General features: G+C 69.1%; 17 protein-coding genes and 6 pseudogenes. 12 read left to right on the top strand and 11 right to left on the bottom strand.

Going from position 1 to position 21,479, the window contains the following annotated elements:
* Positions 1–325 precede the first annotated feature (325 nt).
* Entirely contained in the window at positions 326–760 is a 435-nt protein-coding gene (locus ACIPC1_RS12385; RefSeq protein WP_402515983.1) for a cupin domain-containing protein, read from the top strand.
* A 225-nt stretch (positions 761–985) separates the two neighbouring features.
* Here the strand turns inward: ACIPC1_RS12385 and ACIPC1_RS12380 are convergent, their stop codons facing one another.
* Positions 986–2,008, bottom strand: a complete 1,023-nt coding sequence (locus tag ACIPC1_RS12380) for a DNA-directed RNA polymerase subunit alpha (protein ID WP_388680941.1) — start codon at positions 2,006–2,008, stop codon at positions 986–988.
* Positions 2,009–2,105: 97 nt separating this feature from the next.
* On the opposite strand from ACIPC1_RS12380, the pseudogene ACIPC1_RS12375 reads away from it, so the two are divergent.
* Positions 2,106–2,573: pseudogene (locus ACIPC1_RS12375) on the top strand (molybdopterin-binding protein); the annotation flags it as partial.
* Between the two features lie 121 nt (positions 2,574–2,694).
* Positions 2,695–3,386: pseudogene (locus ACIPC1_RS12370) on the top strand (xanthine dehydrogenase family protein molybdopterin-binding subunit); the annotation flags it as partial.
* On the opposite strand, the gene ACIPC1_RS12365 reads toward ACIPC1_RS12370, so the two are convergent.
* Positions 3,362–4,048 (bottom strand): M24 family metallopeptidase, encoded by a 687-nt coding sequence (locus tag ACIPC1_RS12365; protein ID WP_402515980.1) that lies wholly within the window; start codon positions 4,046–4,048, stop codon positions 3,362–3,364. The pseudogene ACIPC1_RS12370 and the gene ACIPC1_RS12365 sit on opposite strands and share 25 nt — an antisense overlap.
* A gap of 294 nt (positions 4,049–4,342) precedes the next feature.
* Here ACIPC1_RS12365 and ACIPC1_RS12360 point away from each other — a divergent pair, with 294 nt between their 5' ends.
* Positions 4,343–8,368 carry a molybdopterin-dependent oxidoreductase gene (locus ACIPC1_RS12360; protein WP_402516309.1) on the top strand — a complete coding sequence of 1,342 codons (4,026 nt, stop codon included), beginning with the start codon at positions 4,343–4,345 and terminating at the stop codon, positions 8,366–8,368.
* A gap of 217 nt (positions 8,369–8,585) precedes the next feature.
* On the opposite strand, the gene ACIPC1_RS12355 is transcribed toward ACIPC1_RS12360, so the two are convergent.
* Complete coding sequence (locus ACIPC1_RS12355; RefSeq protein ID WP_402515977.1) at positions 8,586–9,062, bottom strand: molybdopterin-dependent oxidoreductase; 477 nt, start codon at positions 9,060–9,062, stop codon at positions 8,586–8,588.
* Positions 9,063–9,492: 430 nt separating this feature from the next.
* On the opposite strand from ACIPC1_RS12355, the gene ACIPC1_RS12350 reads away from it, so the two are divergent.
* Positions 9,493–9,912, top strand: coding sequence for a molybdopterin-binding protein (locus ACIPC1_RS12350; RefSeq protein WP_402515974.1), 420 nt, complete (start codon positions 9,493–9,495; stop codon positions 9,910–9,912).
* A 78-nt stretch (positions 9,913–9,990) separates the two neighbouring features.
* On the opposite strand, the gene ACIPC1_RS12345 is transcribed toward ACIPC1_RS12350, so the two are convergent.
* Positions 9,991–10,911, bottom strand: a complete 921-nt coding sequence (locus ACIPC1_RS12345) for a LysR family transcriptional regulator (RefSeq protein WP_402515972.1) — start codon at positions 10,909–10,911, stop codon at positions 9,991–9,993.
* Positions 10,912–11,117: 206 nt separating this feature from the next.
* Between ACIPC1_RS12345 and ACIPC1_RS12340 the strand changes: the two genes are divergently transcribed.
* Entirely contained in the window at positions 11,118–11,468 is a 351-nt protein-coding gene (locus ACIPC1_RS12340) for a DoxX family protein (RefSeq protein ID WP_402515969.1), read from the top strand.
* A gap of 433 nt (positions 11,469–11,901) precedes the next feature.
* On the opposite strand, the gene ACIPC1_RS12335 is transcribed toward ACIPC1_RS12340, so the two are convergent.
* Complete coding sequence (locus tag ACIPC1_RS12335; protein WP_402515966.1) at positions 11,902–12,543, bottom strand: superoxide dismutase; 642 nt, start codon at positions 12,541–12,543, stop codon at positions 11,902–11,904.
* 171 nt (positions 12,544–12,714) lie between these two features.
* On the opposite strand from ACIPC1_RS12335, the pseudogene ACIPC1_RS12330 reads away from it, so the two are divergent.
* Positions 12,715–13,028, top strand: a pseudogene (locus tag ACIPC1_RS12330) (tRNA (adenosine(37)-N6)-threonylcarbamoyltransferase complex transferase subunit TsaD); the annotation flags it as partial.
* Between the two features lie 40 nt (positions 13,029–13,068).
* On the opposite strand, the gene ACIPC1_RS12325 reads toward ACIPC1_RS12330, so the two are convergent.
* Entirely contained in the window at positions 13,069–14,112 is a 1,044-nt protein-coding gene (locus tag ACIPC1_RS12325) for an NAD(P)-dependent alcohol dehydrogenase (protein ID WP_402515964.1), read from the bottom strand.
* A gap of 95 nt (positions 14,113–14,207) precedes the next feature.
* Here ACIPC1_RS12325 and ACIPC1_RS12320 point away from each other — a divergent pair, with 95 nt between their 5' ends.
* Both ACIPC1_RS12320 and ACIPC1_RS12315 read left to right on the top strand, forming a co-directional pair.
* Positions 14,208–14,813, top strand: a complete 606-nt coding sequence (locus ACIPC1_RS12320; RefSeq protein ID WP_402515962.1) for a TetR family transcriptional regulator — start codon at positions 14,208–14,210, stop codon at positions 14,811–14,813.
* A gap of 79 nt (positions 14,814–14,892) precedes the next feature.
* Positions 14,893–15,120: pseudogene (locus ACIPC1_RS12315) on the top strand (hypothetical protein); the annotation flags it as partial.
* 233 nt (positions 15,121–15,353) lie between these two features.
* Here ACIPC1_RS12315 and ACIPC1_RS12310 read toward each other — a convergent pair.
* Positions 15,354–15,798: pseudogene (locus ACIPC1_RS12310) on the bottom strand (hypothetical protein); the annotation flags it as partial.
* 110 nt (positions 15,799–15,908) lie between these two features.
* On the opposite strand from ACIPC1_RS12310, the gene ACIPC1_RS12305 reads away from it, so the two are divergent.
* On the top strand, positions 15,909–16,763 hold the full coding sequence (locus ACIPC1_RS12305) for an alpha/beta fold hydrolase (protein ID WP_402515961.1): 855 nt from the start codon (positions 15,909–15,911) through the stop codon (positions 16,761–16,763).
* A gap of 67 nt (positions 16,764–16,830) precedes the next feature.
* On the opposite strand, the gene ACIPC1_RS12300 is transcribed toward ACIPC1_RS12305, so the two are convergent.
* From ACIPC1_RS12300 to ACIPC1_RS12290, 3 genes are all read right to left on the bottom strand, one after another.
* Positions 16,831–17,931, bottom strand: a complete 1,101-nt coding sequence (locus ACIPC1_RS12300) for an SDR family oxidoreductase (protein WP_402515958.1) — start codon at positions 17,929–17,931, stop codon at positions 16,831–16,833.
* 147 nt (positions 17,932–18,078) lie between these two features.
* Positions 18,079–18,651 carry a TetR/AcrR family transcriptional regulator gene (locus ACIPC1_RS12295; protein WP_402515956.1) on the bottom strand — a complete coding sequence of 191 codons (573 nt, stop codon included), beginning with the start codon at positions 18,649–18,651 and terminating at the stop codon, positions 18,079–18,081.
* Between the two features lie 88 nt (positions 18,652–18,739).
* On the bottom strand, positions 18,740–19,162 hold the full coding sequence (locus tag ACIPC1_RS12290; RefSeq protein WP_402515953.1) for a winged helix-turn-helix transcriptional regulator: 423 nt from the start codon (positions 19,160–19,162) through the stop codon (positions 18,740–18,742).
* Positions 19,163–19,249: 87 nt separating this feature from the next.
* Here ACIPC1_RS12290 and ACIPC1_RS12285 point away from each other — a divergent pair, with 87 nt between their 5' ends.
* Positions 19,250–20,071: an NAD(P)H-binding protein gene (locus tag ACIPC1_RS12285; protein ID WP_402515950.1), complete on the top strand. Its 822-nt coding sequence runs from the start codon at positions 19,250–19,252 to the stop codon at positions 20,069–20,071.
* 134 nt (positions 20,072–20,205) lie between these two features.
* Here ACIPC1_RS12285 and arsM read toward each other — a convergent pair whose 3' ends face one another.
* Positions 20,206–20,961 (bottom strand): arsenite methyltransferase, encoded by a 756-nt coding sequence (gene arsM / locus ACIPC1_RS12280; protein ID WP_402515948.1) that lies wholly within the window; start codon positions 20,959–20,961, stop codon positions 20,206–20,208.
* A gap of 105 nt (positions 20,962–21,066) precedes the next feature.
* Between arsM and ACIPC1_RS12275 the strand changes: the two are divergent.
* A pseudogene (locus tag ACIPC1_RS12275) lies at positions 21,067–21,438 on the top strand (ArsR/SmtB family transcription factor); the annotation flags it as partial.
* Between the last annotated feature and the right edge of the window lie 41 nt (positions 21,439–21,479).

The raw sequence follows: 21,479 nt of genomic DNA, 5'->3' as shown, positions 1-21,479 counted from the left end.
ACGCCTGGGACCGTTTTGCCGAGAGGGGCCGCAGGACGCGCCCCTTCCAGACAAGTCCAGCGGCGGCAAATACGATGCCGAGCGCTATGAACAGGACTCCGCCGGGATCGTAGGACATCGACCCAGTCTCCAGCATTCGTCCGGCCAGTGGGTACAACTCCGCTGCCCACGCGAACTCCAAGGAGCATCCCAGCAACGGGCACACCCCCAACTGCCTTTGTTAAAGCCTCTGGTCCGATGCGACGAACTCCGGGAATCCCGTGCACTTGTACGACACACTCTCGTCGGAAGATCGATTCATAGCCCGCCGAAAGGACTTCCCCCCATGGGCAACGTGCTCCGTACCGGAGTTGCAGGAACCGCAGTCCTCTGCCTTTCACTCGTCGCAGGCCCCGCCTACGCGACGCCTCCCGGCCCGGGAGTCACCGGCACAGTGATCACCCAGACCACCGTCGGCGACACCGACTACATCCTGCGGGAGATCACCGTCCCGGCGGGCCAGAGCACCGGCTGGCACTACCACGACGGAACCTTGTACGGCCTCGTCAAAGAAGGCACCCTGAGCCACTTCGACTCCAACTGCGCGCCCGACGGCACCTACCAGGCCGGCGCCACCCTCACCGAACCCTCCGGTTCCGACCACGTGCACATCGGCCGCAATCTCGGGACCACCCCACTGGTCCTGGACGTCCTCTACGTACTACCGCACGGCGCCCCCTTCTCCGAAGACGCCCCCAACCCCGGCTGCGATTTCCAGTAGCCAACGGAGCGCCCCCCGTTGAGTTCCGGAAACCCTCCGGAGATCCTGGCTGGCTTCCGCCACGGCACGCGAGAAGTCGGCGAACTCACCGTCCTCGAACGGAAGCGGTGGCCGTGGGCGAGCGGAAGCCGACGCGCACCGCAGTGGTCCTGGCAGCGACCTGCCAGGACCACAGCGGCCGAGGGCGGCCTGGGCCGTAGCTCAGCCTCGCGCTCGGCGCAGCGCTCAGTACTGCTCGGTCTCCACGAAACCGGCGTCCACGTCGTTGTCGGCGCCGAAGGCGTCGGCAGCGGCGGTCGGGTCGAATCCGGGCGGGCTGTCCTTGAGGCCCAGACCCATGCCGGCCAGCTTCGCCTTGACCTCGTCGATGGACTTCGCACCGAAGTTACGAATGTCGAGGAGGTCGGCCTCGGAGCGGGCGACGAGCTCGCCCACGGAGTGGACGCCCTCACGCTTGAGGCAGTTGTAGGAGCGGACCGTGAGCTCCAGCTCCTCGATCGGCATGACCAGATCGGCGGCGAGGGCGGCGTCCGTCGGGGACGGACCCATGTCGATGCCCTCGGCGTCGATGTTGAGCTCACGGGCAAGCCCGAACAGCTCGACCAGGGTCTTACCGGCCGACGCCATGGCGTCACGGGGACGCATGGCCTGCTTGGTCTCGACGTCGACGATCAGCTTGTCGAAGTCGGTCCGCTGCTCGACACGCGTGGCCTCGACCTTGTACGTGACCTTCAGAACCGGCGAGTAGATCGAGTCGACCGGAATACGACCGATCTCCTGTCCCACCTGCTTGTTCTGAACGGCGGAGACGTAGCCGCGACCGCGCTCGACGGTCAGCTCCATCTCCAGCTTGCCCTTGCCATTGAGCGTGGCGAGGACGAGGTCGGGGTTGTGCACCTCGACACCGGCCGGGGGCGCGATGTCGGCGGCGGTGACCAGACCGGGCCCCTGCTTGCGCAGGTACATCACGACCGGCTCATCGTGCTCCGAGGAGACGACCAGCTGCTTGATGTTGAGGATCAGGTCGGTGACGTCCTCTTTGACGCCCGGCACGGTGGTGAACTCGTGCAGGACACCGTCGACGCGGATGGACGTGACCGCCGCACCCGGGATCGAGGAGAGGAGCGTACGACGCAGGGAATTGCCAAGGGTGTAACCGAAGCCCGGCTCCAGCGGCTCGATCACGAACCGGGAACGGAACTCGTCGACGACCTCTTCGGTCAGGGACGGACGCTGAGCAATCAGCACGAGGTGTTGCCTCCAGTGGTTTGGCGCCCGCTATGTGACGCCGTTGACACAACGAAGGGTACGGGGTAAGCGGGCCGACGCGTCCGGATCGTCAAGGATGGCGGCTTCGACCATGGTCGAAGCCGACGCTGTTCGCCGATCTGTACAGGCCGCGACGGGCTCCGGATTCCGTCGCGACCAGGCTTCCGGTGTGTCGTCGTACAGCGTGGGGCGGCCCGCACGTCTGCTGCGGGTGAGTCCGGAGACCGTGCGGCGGTGGGCGGACGGGGGTCGGCTGCCCATGGGGCGGGACGGTTCGGGGAACCGGGTGATCGACGGCGCGGGACTGGCGCGGTTGACGCAGGAGCGCGCGGCCGAGGACGAACGCAGCGTTGACAGTGGTCCGCCCATCTCGGTGCACAACGCGTTCACGGGCATCGTCACGGCGCTGACGGTCGACGATGTCGTGGCCCAGGTGGAGATCCAGGCCCGGCCGCACCGGGTGGTGTCGCTCGTGACCCGGGAAGCGGTCGAGGAGTTGGACCTCGCGGTCGGCGTCGCGGTCATCGCGCGGGTGAAGTCGACGAGCGTGCACGTCGATCGCCCGCGCGTGCGCTCCTGTCGCGGCGACGATCACCCGGCAGGGGCCCTCGGCCGGAAGCCCGCAGGCCCGCAGCGCGCCTTCGGCGGAGGCGGGCTCGGCGGCGGGCGTGGTGGTCGCGGGCAAGGCCACCCTGCGCGCCTCTCGCGCCCTCGCGGACATGCTCCTCGACTTCGCCGCCGCCCCCTACGGGTACCGCGCGCCGACTGCCGACTCCGGGAGGACGCGGTGATCCACCCGGGCGGCCGGCTCACGTTGAAGGAGCTGTACGAGGCCGCCCGGTCGCTGGGTGTGTCGTTCGCCGCCGATGGTCACTTCGGTGGGACCCCGCGCTCGGTCGCCTTCAACGCGCAGTGGTTTCGGGTGGCCGTCGATCCCGGTATGGGCGAGATCCGCATCCTGCGCCGTGTGCACGCCGTCGAAGCGGGCAAGGTGATGTACCCCATGCAGTGCCGCGGTCAGGTCGAGGGCGGTGTCGCCCAGGCGTCGGGCGCGACGCTCTTGGAGAACGTACGCGTCGACGAGCGCGGAGAGGTCGAGACGGCCGCCTTCCGCCGCTACCGGCTCCCCCGGTACGCCGACATCCCGCACACGGAAGTCCACTTCATGGAGAGCGCCGACGCCATCGGGCCGCTCGGCGCCAAGTCGATGAGCGAGAGCCCCTTCAACCCGGTCGCCCCGGCCTTCGCGAACGCCCTGCGCGACGCGACGGGCGTCCGCTTCACGGAACTCCCGCTCACCCGCGACCGGGTACGGCTCGCCCTCGACGAGCGTCAGAGGTCCAGCAGTTCCTCGTAGAAGCCTCCGAAGCCCCGATCGAGGTCGACGAGATGGATCTCCAGGATCCAGTGCAGGAGTCGCCCCGCCTCGTCCGTGCGCCGTAGCGGCTTGCCGTTGGCGGGCACGATGTGGGAGTCGACGTCCTCCCAGTCGTTGTGCTCGGGCGGGAACTCGCCCACCAGGTGGCCGGCATGCCAGCCGCCCAGCTGCCAGCCCGCTTCGGCCGCCCTCCGCTCGACCTCGTCGTAGAGCTGCTTGCCGGTGATGTCCGGGTCCGCTTCGAAGGCCCGGCGTCCCGCCGCGAAGACGGTCGCCAGGTCATCGCGCAGGCGGTGCTTGACGGGGTCGTCGCCGAGTACGAAGGTCCGCCCGAAGTCGGCCTCGAACTCCTCGAAGATCGGCCCGAAGTCGGCGAAGACGATGTCGTCCGCGTCGATGACGCGGTCCGGCGGGTTCTCGCGGTAGGGCAGGAGGGTGTTCGGTCCGGACCGCACGATCCGTTTGTGCCAGTAATGTGTGGTCCCGAACATCTCGTTCGCCAGGTCACGTACCCGGTCACTGACCGCGCGTTCCCCCTCGCCCGCGGTGACCAGGTTCCGCGTCTCGATCTCGGCGAACAGCAACGCCGCTTTTGCCTGGGCGTCCAGCAGCCGTGCCGCGCGTGTGGATTCGTCCGTCACGCTGCTCACCGTAGGATTACCGGGTTGGTTGGGGCAACCGCGTTGATCACGGCGGAAACCACTCCCCCGACCAGCCGTTCGGCCGTTGCGGAGCGCCAGGCCACCTCCTCACATGCCCCGGAGCACGGCTGTGTGGAGGGCGTAACCCAAGCCGATCGGACGGCGTGACACCGGCGCAACGGGCACTTCGTAGCGTCGGCGGAAGAAGGATCCGATCACCTGGAGGGGCCGCCCGTGACCACGACCACCACTCAGGTGCGGACGGTCTGCTCGTACTGCGGTGTGGGCTGCGGGATGGTCCTCGACGTCGGGATGGGGCCCGACGGGCGGCGTACGGTCCTCAAGGCGTCCGGCGACAAGGCGCACCCCGCCAACTTCGGCCGCCTGTGCACCAAGGGGGCGACCACGGCCGACATGCTCGCCGCCCCCGGACGGCTGACCACCGCCCTGGTGCGCGCCGAACGCGGCGCGGAGGCCGAGGGCGCCCCGGTGAACACCGCGATCGCCGAGACGGCGCGGCGGCTGCGCGCGGTGATCGACGAGCACGGGCCCGACGCCTTCGCCTTCTACGTCTCCGGACAGCTGAGTCTGGAGGCCCAGTACCTGGCGAACAAGCTGGCCAAGGGCTTCGTACGCACCAACCAGATCGAGTCGAACTCGCGGCTGTGCATGGCCGGCGCGGGCACCGGCTACAAGCTTTCACTCGGCGCGGACGGCCCGCCCGGCTCCTACCAGGATTTCGAGCAGGCGGACGTCTTCCTCGTCATCGGCTCCAACATGGCCGACTGCCACCCCATCCTCTTCCTGCGGATGATGGACAGGGTCAGGTCGGGCGGCGCCAAGCTCATCGTCGTGGACCCGCGCCGCACCGCGACCGCCGACAAGGCGGACCTGTTCCTGCCGGTCCGGCCCGGGACGGACCTGGCACTGCTCAACGGCCTGCTGCATCTGCTGTACGAGAACGGACACACCGACGCCGGGTTCATCGCCGCGCACACCGAGGGCTGGGAGGCACTGCCGGAGTTCCTGGCCGACTATCCGCCCGCCACCGTCGCCGAGATCACCGGCGTCCCCGAGCACGACATCCGCGAGGCCGCCCGGCTCATCGGCGAGGCCGGGGAGTGGATGAGCTGCTGGACCATGGGCCTCAACCAGTCCACGCACGGCACCTGGAACACCAACGCCCTGGTCAATCTGCACCTGGCGACGGGCGCCATCTGCCGCCCCGGCAGCGGTCCGTTCTCGCTGACCGGCCAGCCCAATGCCATGGGCGGCCGGGAGATGGGCTACATGGGTCCGGGCCTGCCCGGCCAGCGTTCGGTGCTGGTGGACGAGGAGCGCGCCTTCGTCGAGGAGCTGTGGGAACTGCCCCCGGGCACGGTCCGCAAGGACGGGGTCGGCCAGGGCACGATTGAGATGTTCCAGAAGATGGCCGACGGGGAGATCAAGGCCTGCTGGATCATCTGCACCAACCCCGTTGCGTCCGTGGCCAACCGCAAGACCGTCATCGAGGCCCTGGAGAGGGCCGAGTTCGTCGTCGCCCAGGACGTCTTCGCCGAGACGGAGACGAACGCGTACGCGGATGTCGTGCTGCCCGGAGCGCTGTGGACCGAGACCGAGGGCGTCCTCATCAACAGCGAGCGCAACCTCACCCTCGCGCAGCCCGCCGTGGAGCCGCCCGGGGAGGCGATGGCGGACTGGCGGATCATCGCCGCCGTCGCCCGTGAGATGGGGTACGAGAAGGGTTTCTCGTACGACAGCGCAGAAGAGGTCTTCGAGGAGATCAAGCGTGCCTGGAACCCGAAAACCGGTTACGACCTGCGGGGCGTGACCTACGAACGACTGCGGTCCACCCCCGTGCAATGGCCGGCGGCGAGCGCCGACGGGCCCGACCGCAACCCGATCCGCTATGTGGACGAGGACGGCGCCGGTCCGGTCTTCCCCACGGCTAGCGGCCGGGCGATGTTCTACGCCCGTCCGCACATCCCTGCCGCCGAGATGCCCGACGACGACTACCCGTACGTCCTGAACACCGGGCGCTTGCAGCACCAGTGGCACACCCTCACGAAAACGGGCAAGGTCGCCAAACTCAACAGGCTCAACCCCGGGCCGTTCGTGGAACTGCATCCCGGCGACGCCGCCGTGCTCGGCATCGCCGACGGCGACTCGGTGGAGGTCGCCTCGCGGCGCGGACGGGCGGTGCTGCCCGCCGTGGTGACCGACCGGGTGCGGCTCGGCTGCTGTTTCGCGCCCTTCCACTGGAACGACCTGTTCGGCGAGTACCTGAGCGTCAACGCCGTCACCAGTGACGCCGTCGACCCGCTCTCCTTCCAGCCGGAGTTCAAGGTGTGCGCGGTGTCGCTGACGAAGGTGGCGACTCCGGTGTCCGTGGCGGTACTTCCACCGGTCTCGGCCGGCGCTCGTGCTCGGCCAGCACCGGCGGTGGGTCCGGCTCCTGTGGGTGTGACCACCACACCAGCGGGGCCTGTGGGCCTGTTCGGGCTGGAGCCCGCCCCACCGCCCGTGCTGGCCGAGCACGAGCGCCGGTACCTGATCGGGTTCCTTGCCGGGATCGGATCAGGCGCTCCTGGTGTGCCGGTGCTGCCGCCGGGCGCACCCTTCAGCCCCGAACACGCGCTGTGGGTGAACGGTGTGCTGGCCGGCATGTACTCACGGGCCGTCCCGGCGACGCCCGCCTCCCCCGTCCGGGAGGTCGTCGTTCTCTGGGCCTCGCAGACCGGCAACGCCGAGGAGTTCGCGGCGGCTGTCGCCGACCGGCTCATCACCAACGGGCACAGGGCCACCCTCATCGACATGGACGACGCCGAGCCCGGGAACCTGCCGTCCGGCGCCGACATCCTGTTGATCACCAGCACCTTCGGCGACGGCGACGCCCCCGACAACGGCTCCGGCTTCTGGGCCGCCCTGACGGCACCCGACACGCCCCGCCTGGACGGTGTGCGGTACGCGGTCCTCGCTTTCGGCGACTCCTCCTACGACGACTTCTGCGGCCACGGCCGCCGTCTCGACCGGCGCCTCGACGAGTTGGGCGCGGTGCGTCTGGCCCCGCGTACGGACTGCGAGCCCGACTTCGAGCCCTCGGCCAAGGCGTGGCTCGACCAGGTCCTCAGCTCCCTGGCCGACGCACCGGAGACGGACTCGACGCCCGCGCCGACCACTACTTCCGCTCCCCGGTCGAGAAGGCCGGCACCCGTCACCGCCCGCCTGACCGGCAACCAGTTGCTCAGCCTGCCCGGCGCGGGCAAGGAGGTCCGCCGCTTCACTTTCGACACCCGCGACAGCGAGACACAGCTCCTGTACGAGGCCGGGGACGCTCTCGGCGTCCGCCCCGTCAACTCACCGGACGTCGTGAGCGAATGGCTGGCCACCACCGGCCTCCACCCGGAGACCGCCGTGGATCTGAACGGCACCGGTGAGGTCCTCCTCCTCGAGGCCCTGCACCGGCATCTGGACATCACCCGCATCACCCCGGACCTGCTGCGCTTCGTCGCCGAACGCACCCACGACCGTGTACTGAAGAAGCTGCTGCGCTCCGACAACAGGGACGGACTGGCCAAGTGGTCCTGGGGCCGCCAGGCCGTCGACGTCGTCGCCGAGCACGCCGTTCGCGCGACGGCCCAGGAGTGGGCCGAGGTGCTGATTCCGCTCCAGCCCCGCCTGTACTCCATATCGTCGAGCCCCCTCATCGACCCTCACGTCGTCTCGCTGACGGTCTCCGTCGTCCGCTACGAGAATCCGGACGGGCGACCGCGCCAGGGGGTCTGCTCGCCCTTCCTCGCCGACGCCGCGCCTGGCACACCCGTACCGGTCTTCGTCCAGCCCTCGCCGAGATTCCGGCCGCCTGCCGACCCCACCACCCCCATGGTGATGATCGGCCCCGGCACCGGGATCGCCCCCTTCATCGGCTTCCTCCAGGAGCGCCGCGCCCTCGGCCACCGCGCGCCCAACTGGCTCTTCTTCGGCGAACAGCACCGGGCCACCGACTTCTACTACGAGGACCAGCTGACCGACTTCCTCTCCGACGGCACCCTCACCCGCCTGGACACCGCCTTCTCCCGCGACCAACGGGCCAAGGTCTACGTCCAGGACCGGATCCGCGAGCACGGTCCGTTGCTGTGGTCCTGGCTCCAGGACGGCGCCCACCTCTACGTCTGCGGCGATGCCTCCCGTATGGCCAAGGACGTCGACAGGGCCCTGCGCGACGTCGTCACCGCCCATGGCGGTCTCGGCGAGGACGGGGCAGCCGCGTATCTCAAGCAGCTCGCCGCCGACAGACGGTACGCCCGGGACGTGTACTGATCAGTTGCGCGGAAACGTGGCGTCGGTGACGCGGATACCGGGTCACGGATTTCAGGCGGGCCCAGACCCTGGCGGTCGTCGGTCACTGAGCCGAAGGGCTCAGCGGACCGCGCCGATCGCGTACGGGACCCTCCACCGGTACGTGCTGCACCAGCAGAGCAGCCACCACCGACCTCCTCAGGATCCGCAGATGCCATCGGACCGCCGGCCGGGAGAACTACGTCCAGGACGTGTAGCGACCGTCGACCCGTATCGCGTTGATGCCGCTGATGTGCCGGGCACCGCAGCGGTCCTGGGGCAGGACCAGTTGGGGGCCGGCCCGGTCGAGCGGGGTGTCGTCGATGCTGGCGGCGAGCAGCACCGGGGCCCGGCCGAAGTCGGGGTCGATCTCGGCCCAGGACAGGAGGGCGTGGTGACCGTCCATGCCGGACACCGCGATGAGGAAGCGCAGGCGGTCCTTGCGGCGGCTGGGATCGAAGACGGGACCCGCGTCGGACAGCACGTCGTGCAGCAGCGGTCCCGCGAAGCGATGGTGCTGGATGCCGCTGGTGGCGCACTCGAAGCTGACCCGCACGCGGTGCTGGGGCCAGGCGAGCAGGTCCGGCACCGTCAGACGGGCCGGGCGCGCCAGGTCGCCGGTCAGGGCGAGCTCCGCCACCGGATCGGCAACCGATTCCACAAGGGACTGACTCACCGGCTATCACCTCCCGAATGACGGTACCCGGGCAACGATCCCGTACAAACGCACATACCCATCTCTACTTGGCAAACATCCGGCTCATGCGATGCAGAAGGAGACTTGTCCATTGCATTTGCGGCACACCCATCCCTGCATGCACAACTGACGGGTCTGGGAGGCAGCCGTCTCATCCACCCCGGTCACGGCAGCCGAACCAAGCTCTCCCGGGTACGCCGGTCAAGGCCGCGCAGGTACTTGTGCACCCGGCGCGACGGAGGACTACGGAAACATACGGAGGGGCAGCGGCCACGGTCTGCCAGGCACCGGCCGTCATTCGCCTTGCGGATGCGACGCGCCTGGGAGCGGCTGCGTCCGGCGCGACTACGGTGAGGCTCACAGCAGGCCCAAAACCTGACATCCGCACCATTCTGTGAGGCGTTCTCCCATGAGCCTGAGCATTCGCAATCAGCTGCCCGGCACGGTCACGGCCGTCACTCCGGGCGAAGTCATGGCGACCGTCAAGGTCCGACTCGACGGTGGCCAGGACCTCACTGCGGCGATCACGCTGGAGGCCGTCAAGGAACTCGGCCTCGCCGAGGGTTCGGCCGTACGCGCTCTGATCAAGTCCACGGAGGTCTCGCTCGCCACGGCCGCGGTCGAGGGTCTGTCCATCCGCAACCAGCTGCCCGGCACGGTCGCCGACGTCGCGACGGGCGGCGCCATGGCCTCCGTCAAGGTCACGGTCCCGGGTGGCGAACTGACGTCCGCGATCACCAAGGACGCCGTCACCGACCTCGGCCTCACCACGGGCTCCCCCGTCGTCGCCCTGATCAAGTCGACCGAAATCTCCCTCGCGGCCGTCTGATCCGGCACGCGGGGCATCCGTTCGGCCCAGCTCGCATGATGCCGGACGGAACCTCGACCACGTACGAAGGCGCCCCTTCTACGCCTCCTTCACACTGGTCACCGTGGTCTGCTCACACTGATCGACACAGGCGCGTACGAAGGCTTGGACCACGGGGTCGGAGTCGTCGGCCGGTGCCCAGGCGACCCCGACCCGGCTCGGGCTGACGCCGCTGACGGGCCGGTAGACGATGCCGGGGCGAGCGTAGAAGCGGGCGGCCGATTCGGGGGCGAGGGCGAGGCCGTAGCCATTGGCGATGGCGCTGAGCCACTCGTCGGGTTGGTCGGTGACGGCGCCGATGCGGACCGGGTGGCCGTCGCGTTCATCGGTGGCCAGCCAATAGTCCCGCCACCAGCCTGATTCTGGCAGGGCTGCTACGAAGGGCTCGTCCCACAGGTCGCTGAAAGGGATCTGATCGCATGTGGCGAGCGGGTGGGTCGCGGGGAGCGCGACCCATCGAGGCTCGGTGAACAACTCCTCCACTCGTAGGGTCTCCTGGCCGGGGAAGGGCAGCCGCAGGAGGGCGGCATGCACGTCTCCGCCGATGAGTCCGGCGGTCGGGTTCGACCACGCTGCCTGCCGCATGTCGACCCTCCAACCAGGCTGACGACGGGTGAACTCCGTGATGATGCGTTGGGTGGCCTCGTTGGCGGCACTGGCCAGGAAGCCGACCCGCAGCACGTGGGCTGCCCGGTCGGCCGTGCTCTTTGTCTCCCGCAGCATCCGGTCCCAGTCGGCCAGCAGGGCGGGCACTCTCTCCGCCAGGGTCCGTCCCGCTTCCGTGAGTGCCATACCGGCCCGGGACCGTGTGAACAGCCGCACTCGCAGCTGGCTCTCCAGTTGCTTGACCTGCTTGGTCAGCGCCGGTTGGGACACGAACAGTCGATCCGCCGCGCGGGTGAGGCTTCCCTCCTCCGCCACGGCGATGAAGTAGCGCAACAACCGGGTGTCGACGTCCATGCCGTCAGGTTATAGACGCAGGTATTGGACGCCAGTCCAGGGCCCGTCGAGGCTGATGCGGCAAGCGGGCAACGGCTCGCGTGCACCGGGGACGACGAGGAGTTGCCATGCCCGTGCAGATGAACAGATACCCGAGCCGCCCGACGCCGCAACCACTCGACGCCCTCGGCGCTCACCGTCGCGTCGGCTGAGCGGGCGGCCTGCGCATGTTCACCGCCTACGTGGTCGTTACTGTCATCACGATCACGGTCAACGCCGGGATCGCCATCGCCGACTTCTTAAGGGCCGAGTTCGTCCTCGCCAACTCCGCTGAAGTTGGCCTACCGCAGTCCTGGCTCTTCCCGCTTGCCGCGCTGAAGACCGCCGGAGCTGTCGGACTACTGCTGGGGCTCCTGGGTGCGCGGTTCATCGGCATCGCCGCCGCGATCGGACTTGTTCTGTTCTTCGTTGGCGCCCTGGGTGCCCACTTCCGCGCCCGGGTCTACCACAACATGGCCTTTCCAGGCGGCTACTTCCTGCTGGCCGTGGCATCGCTCGCCTTGGCCGCCGCGAGATGAACGCCGGGGTGCTACGCAGCAACAGCGACGGTCACCGACCGTTGCGGCGCGCCCGCGCGATGGTCTGGGGGCCGCGGCCTGGGGGCCGTGTCCACCCCTGTAGCGAGCACGCCGGTTGATCTGCGACGCGATGACGGCGCTGCTGGACCGTACTCGTCGCTGCCGTCACGGAGTACCGCGACACCAAACGGGGGCCGGTCTGATCGCCGTCGGCCATGACCGCGTACTCCAGCACCGCTGGTGCGACCGCACCGCCGAGTGGGAAAGCCTGGCCATGGCTGAAGTCGGCGATGGCTGAAGAGAAGCGCAGATGAGGAAAGGACTCCCGCAAGTCACGTCCTTGCGGGAGCCCTCCTTCTTGCCGCCTGCCGCATGAAGGTTGAGAAGACGATCACGAGCAGGACACTTCGTGCATGCCCCGAAGGGCTGGGCCTCAGGGGGCGAGCAGCAGCACGTCCGCGCGGGACTTCGCGGCGGCGTAACGCCGTGCCACGTCCTGCCAGTTGACAACCGCCCACATGGCGTCGATGAAGTCGACCTTCTGGTTCTTGTACTGCAAGTAGAAGGCGTGCTCCCAGGCGTCGAAGACCAGGATCGGGGTGGAGCCCTGGCCGACGTTGCCCTGGTGGTCGTAGACCTGCTCGACGATCAGCCGACCGCTGAGCGGCTCGTACGCCAGGACGCCCCAGCCCGAACCCTGGGTGGTCGCGGCGGCCTTGGCGAGCTGGGCCTTGAACCCGGCGTACGAGCCGAACGACTCGGCGATCGCGTCCGCGAATTCGCCCACACCGTCGGCGGCCAGCGGCTCGCCACCGCCGTCGCCGCTCATGTTGTGCCAGTAGATCGAGTGCAGGATGTGGCCCGAGAGGTGGAAGGCCAGGCTCTTCTCCAGCCCGTTGACCGAACCCCACGCCTCCTTGTCGCGCGCCTCCGCGAGCTGCTCCAGGGTGTCGTTCGCACCCTTCACATACGCCGCGTGGTGCTTGTCGTGGTGCAGCTCGACGATCTGCGGGTTGATGACCGGTTCGAGCGCCGCGTAGTCGTACGGGAGCTCCGGAAGCGTGTAAACCGCCATGTCCAACATCCTTCGGCTTTGTTATTGCCATCTATATGCAACTGCACGCTAACAGCAGGAGAAGGCCCCCGCCGATCAGGCGTTGGTCCTAGGACCATGCCGTGGCGCGGGAGGCAGAGCGCACATTGCACGGCGGGGGCCCGCGCTCCGGGTCCGGGTCCGGGTACACATCACTCGGACGCCGCCGGGGAGTGCTTCGACAAGGTCGCGCGGTCGCGCGGGTCTTCGGGCTGCCGTATCCCGGCGGTCCGGCCATCGACCGGGCAGCGCGCGTGGGGATCCGCGCACTGCCCCCTTCCCGCGCCCGCTGCCCGGCTCGTACGACTTCTCCTTCTCCGGGTTGAACGGCCGCCGCCCGCTGGGCCGAGGGCCACGCGGGGCGTGAACTGTCCGTCGCCGACGGGGCCGCCTCGTTGCGGGAGGCCGTGGCGGACGCGCTGGCGAAGAAGGCCGTCGCGGCCTGCGTCGAGCAGGGCGTACGGACCCCCGAGCCCCCGGTCGCACCGCGGTGCCTGGCCTCGCCGTTCAGCCCAGGTCGGACATGTCGAGTACGAAGCGGTAGCGGACGTCGTTGCGCCGGAGACGGTCGAGGGCCTCGTTCACACGTGCCGAGGGGAACAGTTCGATGTCGGCGGTGATGGCGTGCTTGGCGCAGAAGTCGAGCATGGCGGCGGTCGCGAGCCTGCCGCCACTGCCCGCAGAACTGAGCTTCTTGCGCCCCACCAGCAGGTCGATGGTCTCCACGGTGACGGGTCCTAGGTACCCGAGGTGGCTGAGCGTCCCGTCCATGGCCACCAGGCGCAGGTAGGGCCCGAGGTCGTGCGGGGCGGAGATGGTGTCGATGACGACGTCGAAACGGTCGCGGGCGGCAGCCATCTGTTCCGGGTCCGTGGAGACGACGAGACCCCGGGCGCCGAGACGACGAGCGTCGTCGGCCTTGTCGGCTGAGCGGCTCACCACCGAGGTGTCGGCTCCGAGCGCCACGGCGATCTTGACCGCGAGATGGCCCAGGCCGCCAAGTCCCGCCACGGCGACGCTCGTTCCCGGACCCACACCGAGGGCGTGCAGCGGTTCCCAGACGGTGATCCCGGCACAGAGCAGCGGAGCGGCGGCGGCCGGATCCAGACCTGGGGGAAGGGGGTGGGCGAAGGCGTCACGGACGACGTACTCGCGGGAGAAGCCCCCCAGTGTGACCGATCCGTCGTGCCGGTCGATGCCGTCATAGGTCAGAGTCGGGAAGGTGTGGCAGAAGTTCTCCTGGCCTGCCCGGCACATGGCGCACTCGCCGCACGAATCGACGATGTTGCCCACCGCGACCGGGTCGCCGACGGCGAAGCGGCTGACCGCGGGTCCTGTCTCGGTCACCACGCCCGTGAACTCGTGCCCCGGCACCAGGGGTTGGCCTCCCCCTGCGTCCCGGGCGCTGACGGCGTGCAGATCGGTGTGGCAGACACCGCAGTAGTCGACCCGGACCGCGAGGTCGTCGGGGCGCAGGTCGCGCCGTTCCAGTGGGGTCCGCCGCAATGTCGTCGACGGACCTTCCACCTGCCAGCCAACGGTGTTCCGCATGGCAACTCCTCACAGACAGACTGGTTGGTCTATTTCACCGTAGAGCCATCTGGCCCACCAGGCAAACCAACTGTTCTGTTTGGTAGGGTCGGGGCATGGCCGATCAGCCCCTGACCTCGCGTGGAGCCGCGACGTACCAGCGCATCCTCGATGTGGCGACCCAGGAGTTCGCCGAGCACGGGATCGCCGGAGCGCGCGTCGAGCGGATCGTGGCTGCCGCCCGCACCAACAAGGCGCAGCTCTACGCCTACTTCGGCAGCAAGGACGGGCTCTTCGACGCCATCTTCTTCGGCTCACTGGAGCGGATCGTGAATGTCGTCCCCATCGACGCCGGCGACCTCGCGGACTGGGCCGTTCGCCTCTACGACGAGTATCTCCGCCGCCCCGACCTCATCCGACTGGCCACCTGGGCGCGCCTGGAGCGACGCCCGGCCGGCCATCTGGTCGACGACCCCGACCGCCTCGGCGACCGCAAACTGCGCGCCATCGCCGAGGCCCAGGCCGCCGGGCTGGTGCGCCCGGGAGACCCGTTCGACGTGATGGCCATGGTGATCGCCATGTCCATGGCCTGGTCACCGGTCAGCAATGTCTACGCGGCGACCGCGCAGGAGCCCCCCGAACTGCACGAGCAGCGTCGCACTCTGCTCCGCGAGAGCGTCCGCCGCGCCATGACAGTCGACCAACTGATCGTTTCAGACTGACGGCGCCGCATCATCCGAGGGCGCGCCCCCATGCCGCCCCGCCCGCCGCGGCGGCGCAACGACAAGCGCCTGGCCGCACAAGCCCGCTGCCGTCGACTTCCACGCCCCCGGGGGCCGCTCCTGGCGCCTCTCGCTCTCCGCCGACGGCGCACGGATCACCCGCCTCGCCACACCCGGCACGACGCCCGCCACCCCTGCCGTCGAGGACGCGGCCGACCCCTCCCTCCACGGCACGGCCAGTGAGTTCGTCCTCGCCCTGTACGGCCGTGTTCCGGTGGACTCCCTGAAGGTCGGCGGCGACCGGCGTCTCTTCGACCGGCTTCAGGCGTGGGAGCGGGAGAAGTGGGACGCCGGGATTCGGGTTCCGGGTTCCGGGTCGAGATCGACGCCCTGCCCGCGCCCTCCAAACCGTAGCCAGGTTCACCTCCCCATCTGCCTCCGCCGCTTGTGCGCCTCATCCCGAGACGAGCAGTGGTTGCGGGCGAGTTGGAGCATGCCCTGGTGGAGGTCGACGCGTCGTTCGCCGCGGATGCGGAGTCATTCGAACTGGTGCAGCGGCCTCGGCGCGCCCGACAACCCGACGGACCTTGCCGGGCCCGGAGCCGTGGGCGACGCCGCATCGGGCGATCAACGGTTTGCTACGGCGCTTCCACGGCAGGCTGCGGTACTTGGCGACGTCGAAGCCCTGATCGGCGTACAGGCGCCGGGACTTGCGGCGGGGCCGTCCGCACAGGCCCCGGATCGGTGGGGCCGAGCCCAGCAGCGGCATGCGCGAGGACGTACAGACGTGGCCGGACGCCGCCCTCGTCCAGTCCCGGAGCCGGGCGCCGGACCGTCACCTCGGAGCGTCCCACGGCCTCTGCGGGGACGTCGCGCCATGCGACACCGGCCCGCCGTAGGCACAGGACACCGGCGCGGGCCACCCGCTCGGGAACCCACGGTTGCCCGGGGCAGCGGTAACGGCTCTCGGAGCAGGCGGCAACAGTGGAGCCCCTCACTCCCCCACGCCGTCGGCGACAGGGAGTTCGACTGGGTTTCCGCGTGGCCGGAAGCCTCGGCGTATGGGCACAATCGGCCGGGAGAGGAGACGCAGCGATGACCGAGTGCGTGATTGAGGCGGACGGCGTTGAGCTGTGCACCGAGTCCTTCGGCGGCCCGTCGGATCCGCCCGTTCTGCTCATCATGGGAACGGGGGCTTCGATGCTCTGGTGGGAGGAGGGCTTCTGCCGAATGCTCGCCGGGAGCGGGAGGTTCGTGATCCGGTACGACCACCGCGACACCGGGCGATCGGTGACCTACGAGCCGGGCCGTCCCGAGTACACCGCATCGGACCTGGTCGGTGACGCCACCCGCGTCCTCGACGCCTATGAGATCTCAGCTGCTCACGTCGTGGGTGTCTCGGCCGGAGGGGCGTTCGCGCAACTGCTCGCGCTCGAACACGCCGATCGCGTGCTCTCCCTCGTCCTGATCAGCACGTCCTCCGCTGTGCCCGGCGACCGCGAACTGCCTCCGCCGACCGAGGAGTTCATGCGCTTCGTCTCATCCGCGCAGGTTGAGTGGTCGGATGCCGAATCGGTGATCGAATACCTGGTGGCCTACGCGGTCATGCTCGCAGGAGGGCGCCGCCCCTTCGATGAGACCGCTGCCCGTAGCCTTGTCCGTCGCGACGTCGAGCGCGCGCACGACTTCGCCGCGGCCCGTAACCACGACGTACTGGCGGACGGTGCACTCCCCCAGGCTCCCCTGTCCTCGATCGCCGTGCCCACGCTGGTGATCCACGGCACCGCCGATCCGATGTTCCCGCTCGGGCATGGTGAGGCTCTCGCACAACAGATCCCCGACAGCACGCTATTGGCTCTGCCCAACGCCGGCCACGGGGTCGAGCAGGCCGACTGGCCGACGATCGTCCCGGCGATCCTGGAACACACGTCCGCAGACCATGCCGGCTAGAGCTGTGACCAGCCGTGGGTTGGAGGGACGGTCGGGACCCTGCCGAGTGGGCTGCCGCCCCGGCCGCCTACACCTCGGTCGTGGCAGCGCCGAAGCGGTCGCAGACGAGGCGGGACGCCCAGCGTCGGAGCGTCTCGTCCACCGGTGGGTGCCGCAAGCCTGCCGCACGGGCCAACTGGTCGGCGGAGCTGGTGTCGTAGCGATCCTCGGAGAGGAATGAGAGCGTTTCCGGGTCCACCGCGGTGAGCGCGCGAGGCAGCCGTCGCACAAGGCCGACGGGGAGCCGCAGCCGCGGGGCTCTGACGTCCAAGTGGTCGGCCAGGAGGGCGACCAGGTCCGGCAGACAGGGCGTCGTCGAATCGAGAACGGTGTGGAGACGGATGGGACCCTCGTCGCGCTCAGGCACGGCCGCCATGAATCGGGCCAGGTAATCGATCGCCACGACCGGTATGTAGGTGCGTCGGCTGCCGACCAGGGCGGGCAGCCGGCCTTTCCACAACTGCTCGACGAGACCGGCGAGACCGATGTACTGCGCCGCCTCTCCGGTGGCCGAGTGCCCGATCACGGTGCTGGGATTGACCACCGTGAGGGGTACGCCAAGCCGCGGTGCAGTCACACGCACGGCCGCGTCGCCCTCAGCCTTGGATGCCTCGTACGCGCCCAACCGCGCGTAGAGGGCCCGAGATTCATCAGGCGGCAGCGGGAATCGCGGGTGATTGCTGCGGCCCACCCGATAGCCTGACAGATGGACAAGTCTGCGCAAAGAGGGGCGAGTTGCTGTCCATTGCAGCACATGCAGCGCTCCGTCCGCATTCGCCGATCGCGCATCCTCGGCGGAGAGACCGAACCGGTAGAGCGCGGCAACGTTGAACACGTCGCGGACCTCGCCGAGCAGAGCCTCGTCGGCCGGGCCGAAACCGAGATCCGGCCTGGTGATGTCGGAGGTCACTGTGACCATGGCACTGTCGTCGACACCGTGGCCGCGCAGCCACTGACGCAATCCGTTGGCGCCCCGGCCCCCGTCGCGCACTGCGGCGGCGACCGGCACTCCTCGCGTGAGGAGTTCGAGCACAAGCCAACGCCCTACGAAACCATTGGCCCCGACGACCAAGCTGTGCGCTGCCCGCGAGCCGGCGATTCCCTCACTGTGACGAGTGGTGGAACTCATCAACTCCCCTTATATGTAGACCCATCTGTATATTTTCTGGCCCTGCAAGGGCGGCCGACACCTCCGAAGCCGCGAACGGGCAGGCGGGCCACCGATCAACCTGAACGCCCACCAATGCGGGTGCGCCCCGCCTGTGAACCATCTAGATCAGTGCGCGAGCAACAACTCCACAGCCCGCGCGGCCTGATCGAGATGCACTCGACTGTGATGCACACGGGCAAGCAGCAATGCCCCTTCGACCTGCGCGAGCACCGCACCGGCGGCCGCCTGTGCCGCGGAACGGGTGAGTCCTTCGTCGACCAACCGGTCGGCCAGCGCTCCCTGCCATCGCTCGTACGCCTCAGCACAGACGAGCCGCAGCTCCTCGTTGCCACGGGCGACTTCGAGCGCCACGGTCGCCAGAGGGCAGCCCATACCGTAGTCGGATCGCTCCATCCGGTCGGCGAAGACCTCGATCAACTGCCGGACGATCCCCACTGCGGAGAGCCGGCCGACGCTGAGTGATTCGATCAGGTCACCGACCTCCTGGCCACTCTCGGTCAAGGCCGCGGTCACCAATTGGTCCTTGCCTGAAGGGAAGTGGAAGTACAGGGAGCCTCGCGGCGCACCGCTCTCGGTCAGCACCTGGTTCAGCCCCGTACCGAAGTAGCCCTGCGCCTCGATCAACGTGCGCGTGGCGGCGATCAGCCGGGACCGCGTTTCCTCACCCTTGACACCCATGGAGAGATAATAGACCGGTCTGTATATTTTATCCAGCCCGAGCTACGTGCAGGAACCCCTCGCCGCCCTCGTACCCAACCCGCTGCCGTCAGCGGATGTCGTGGTCGGGGTGGGTCCGGTCGTACGCGTGTCGTGCCTCGGCGATGCCGGCGCGGTGGGCAAGGGACCAGTCGGCGAGCTCCTTGACCAGGTGGGTCAGGCCGGATCCGGTCTCGGTCAGGCGGTAGTCCACCCGTGCCGGGACGGTCGGGTACACGGTGCGCAGTACGAGGCCGTCGCGTTCGAGCCTTCGTACCGTGAGGGTGAGCATGCGCTGGGAGATGCCGTCGATGGCGCGCTGCAGTTCACGGAACCGGCGTGGTCCGCCCGCGAGTTCAACGATCACGAGTACCGACCACTTGTCCCCGATGCGGTCCAGGACGTCGCGGATGCCGCAGTCGGGGTGGTCCTCGCGTCCGCAGGGATCGAGGTCGGCGGGGGTGGTGGTTACTCCGGTGTGCGTGAGTGACATCAGACTGCCTCCTTGTGGCCCGTGGGCGTGCGGTCAAGGATCAATCGTAGTTACTGATGAGAACCACGACGGCAGATTGAGATTGACATGATTCTGGTGACCGGAGCGAACGGGAACCTCGGCTCGTCCATTCTTGCGGCGCTGCACGCTCGCGGCGTCGTCGCGACGGGCGGCAGCCGCACACCCGGCGAGGGCATGCGGCGTCTCGACTTCGACGACCCTGCGAGCCTCGACCTCGCCGGTGTGTCGACCCTGGTGCTGGTCTCGGCCGGCTTCGCGGAGGACGACCAGGTTGTCGGGCGGCACGCGGCGGTGCTGGACGCCGCCGTCCGCGACGGCGTCCAGCACGTCGTCTACACGAGCCTGACCGGTGCCGGTGACCATCTCGGTTTCGCGCTCGCGCACCGTGCGACCGAACGCCTTGTCCGAACCAGTGGACTGCCGTGGACGATCCTGCGCAACGGCATCTACGCCGAACTCTTCGGCGCGCTCCTGATATGGACCGACAAGGGTGTGGAGTCCGCGTTCGGGGACGGCGCGATGGCCGCGGTCGCGCGCGAGGATCTCGCCGATGCGGCGGCGAACGTTGCGGCGAGTCCGACACGGCACGGCGGACGCGTCCACGAGCTCGTCGGTACGTCGATCACGGCGGGACAGGTGGCCGACCTGCTCGGGGTCCCGCACCATGCCATCAGCCTGGGCGAATACCGGCGCAGGCTTCTCGACGAGACGCTGGGCCTGTTGCCGTTCCAGCCGCCCATGCTCGCCTCGATCGCCACGGGCATCCGACACGGCTTCCTGGACGGCACCGCCACCGACCTCCCGGACCTCCTCGACCGCCCGGCCCGCGACCCCTTGACCGTGGCCGTCGCAGCCGCGTCGGCCACAAGACCGAAGGCGAGCGTCTAGCGGCGGCAGACAGGCGCCCGGCAGCGACATGAGTCCTCCCAACGGTGGGGGTGGGAGGGCCCGTTCGACCGCGCCCCGGCAGTTGGCCCGCTCCCCCGGCGCCCGGCAGGACTAGGGGGCCGGGGCGACCGGCATCACACCGTCCCCGGCTTGGCGGCGCGGACGATCGCGGAGTACATACGGTCGGCGACAGGGTGGGTCGGGGTGATCTCGACCTCGGTGAATCCGGCGGCTTCCAGGCCCTGGCGGTACTCGGCGAAGGAGAGGGCGCCGGCGATGCACCCGACGTAGTCGCCGCGTTCGGCACGCTGTTGCGGAGGGAGAGCGTCGTCGGCGACGACGTCGGAGACACCGATCCGGCCGCCGGGCTTCAGCACGCGGAAGGTCTCGGCGAAGACGGCCGGCTTGTCGGTGGACAGGTTGATCACGCAGTTGGAGATGACCACGTCGATGGAGTTCGCGGGCAGCGGGATGGCCTCGATGGTGCCCCTCAGGAACTCCACGTTCGTCGCTCCCGCCTTCTCGGCGTTGGCCAGGGCGAGTTGGAGCATCTCGTCGGTCATGTCCAGGCCGTACGCCTTGCCGCTGGGCCCGACGCGGCGGGCGGAGAGCAGGACGTCGATGCCGCCTCCGGAGCCGAGGTCGAGGACGCGCTCGCCGTCGCGGAGTTCGGCGACGGCGGTGGGGTTGCCGCAGCCGAGGGAGGCGGCCACGGCCTCGGCGGGCAGGGTGTCGCGTTCGTCGGCGGCGTAGAGGGTGGCGCCGAAGTTCTCGTCGACCTCGACGGCCTGCGGCCCGCAACAGGCGGTGCCGCCTTCGGTGACCTGGACGGCCGCCGCGGCGTATCGCCGACGGACGGTCTCGCGCAGGTCGGTGGACTGTTCGCTCATGACTCACTCCCGGGTGAGGGGGCATGGCGGTACCCCGGAACGGCTTGTATTGACGTTCGTTGATTCAACCTTGCGCCTTGGATCGAAAGACGTCAACATAGATGCATGTCGAAACAAGAGTTTATGGTGATCGGTCAGGACGCCGCCTGCTGCGAAGGGCTGACTGTCGCCCCCTGGACGAGGAGCGCGCCGGGGAACCGGCGAAGGCGTTCAAGGCACTGGGCGACCCGGTACGGCTACGGCTACGGCTACTGTCGATGATCGCCTCGCGCGGGGAGAGCGGCGAGGTGCGCGTCTGTGAGCCGCCCCCGGCTTTCGAGCTCCCCCAGCCGACAATCTCCCACCACCTCAAGCTGCTGCGGCAGGCCGGTCTCATCGACCGCGAGCACCGCGGCACGTGGGTGTACTACTGACTACTGGGTGCTGCCCGGCGTCCTGGACCGGTTCGCCACGTTCCTGGCAACGCGCAGACCGCCGGGGCGAGTGCGTGAGTGCGCCGCTCGGCCGCCGCGTCGCCG

The sequence above is a fragment of the Streptomyces sp. NPDC087263 genome, from assembly GCF_044744645.1.
GTDB lineage: Bacteria > Actinomycetota > Actinomycetes > Streptomycetales > Streptomycetaceae > Streptomyces.
This window is presented reverse-complemented; position numbering and strand designations above follow the sequence as displayed.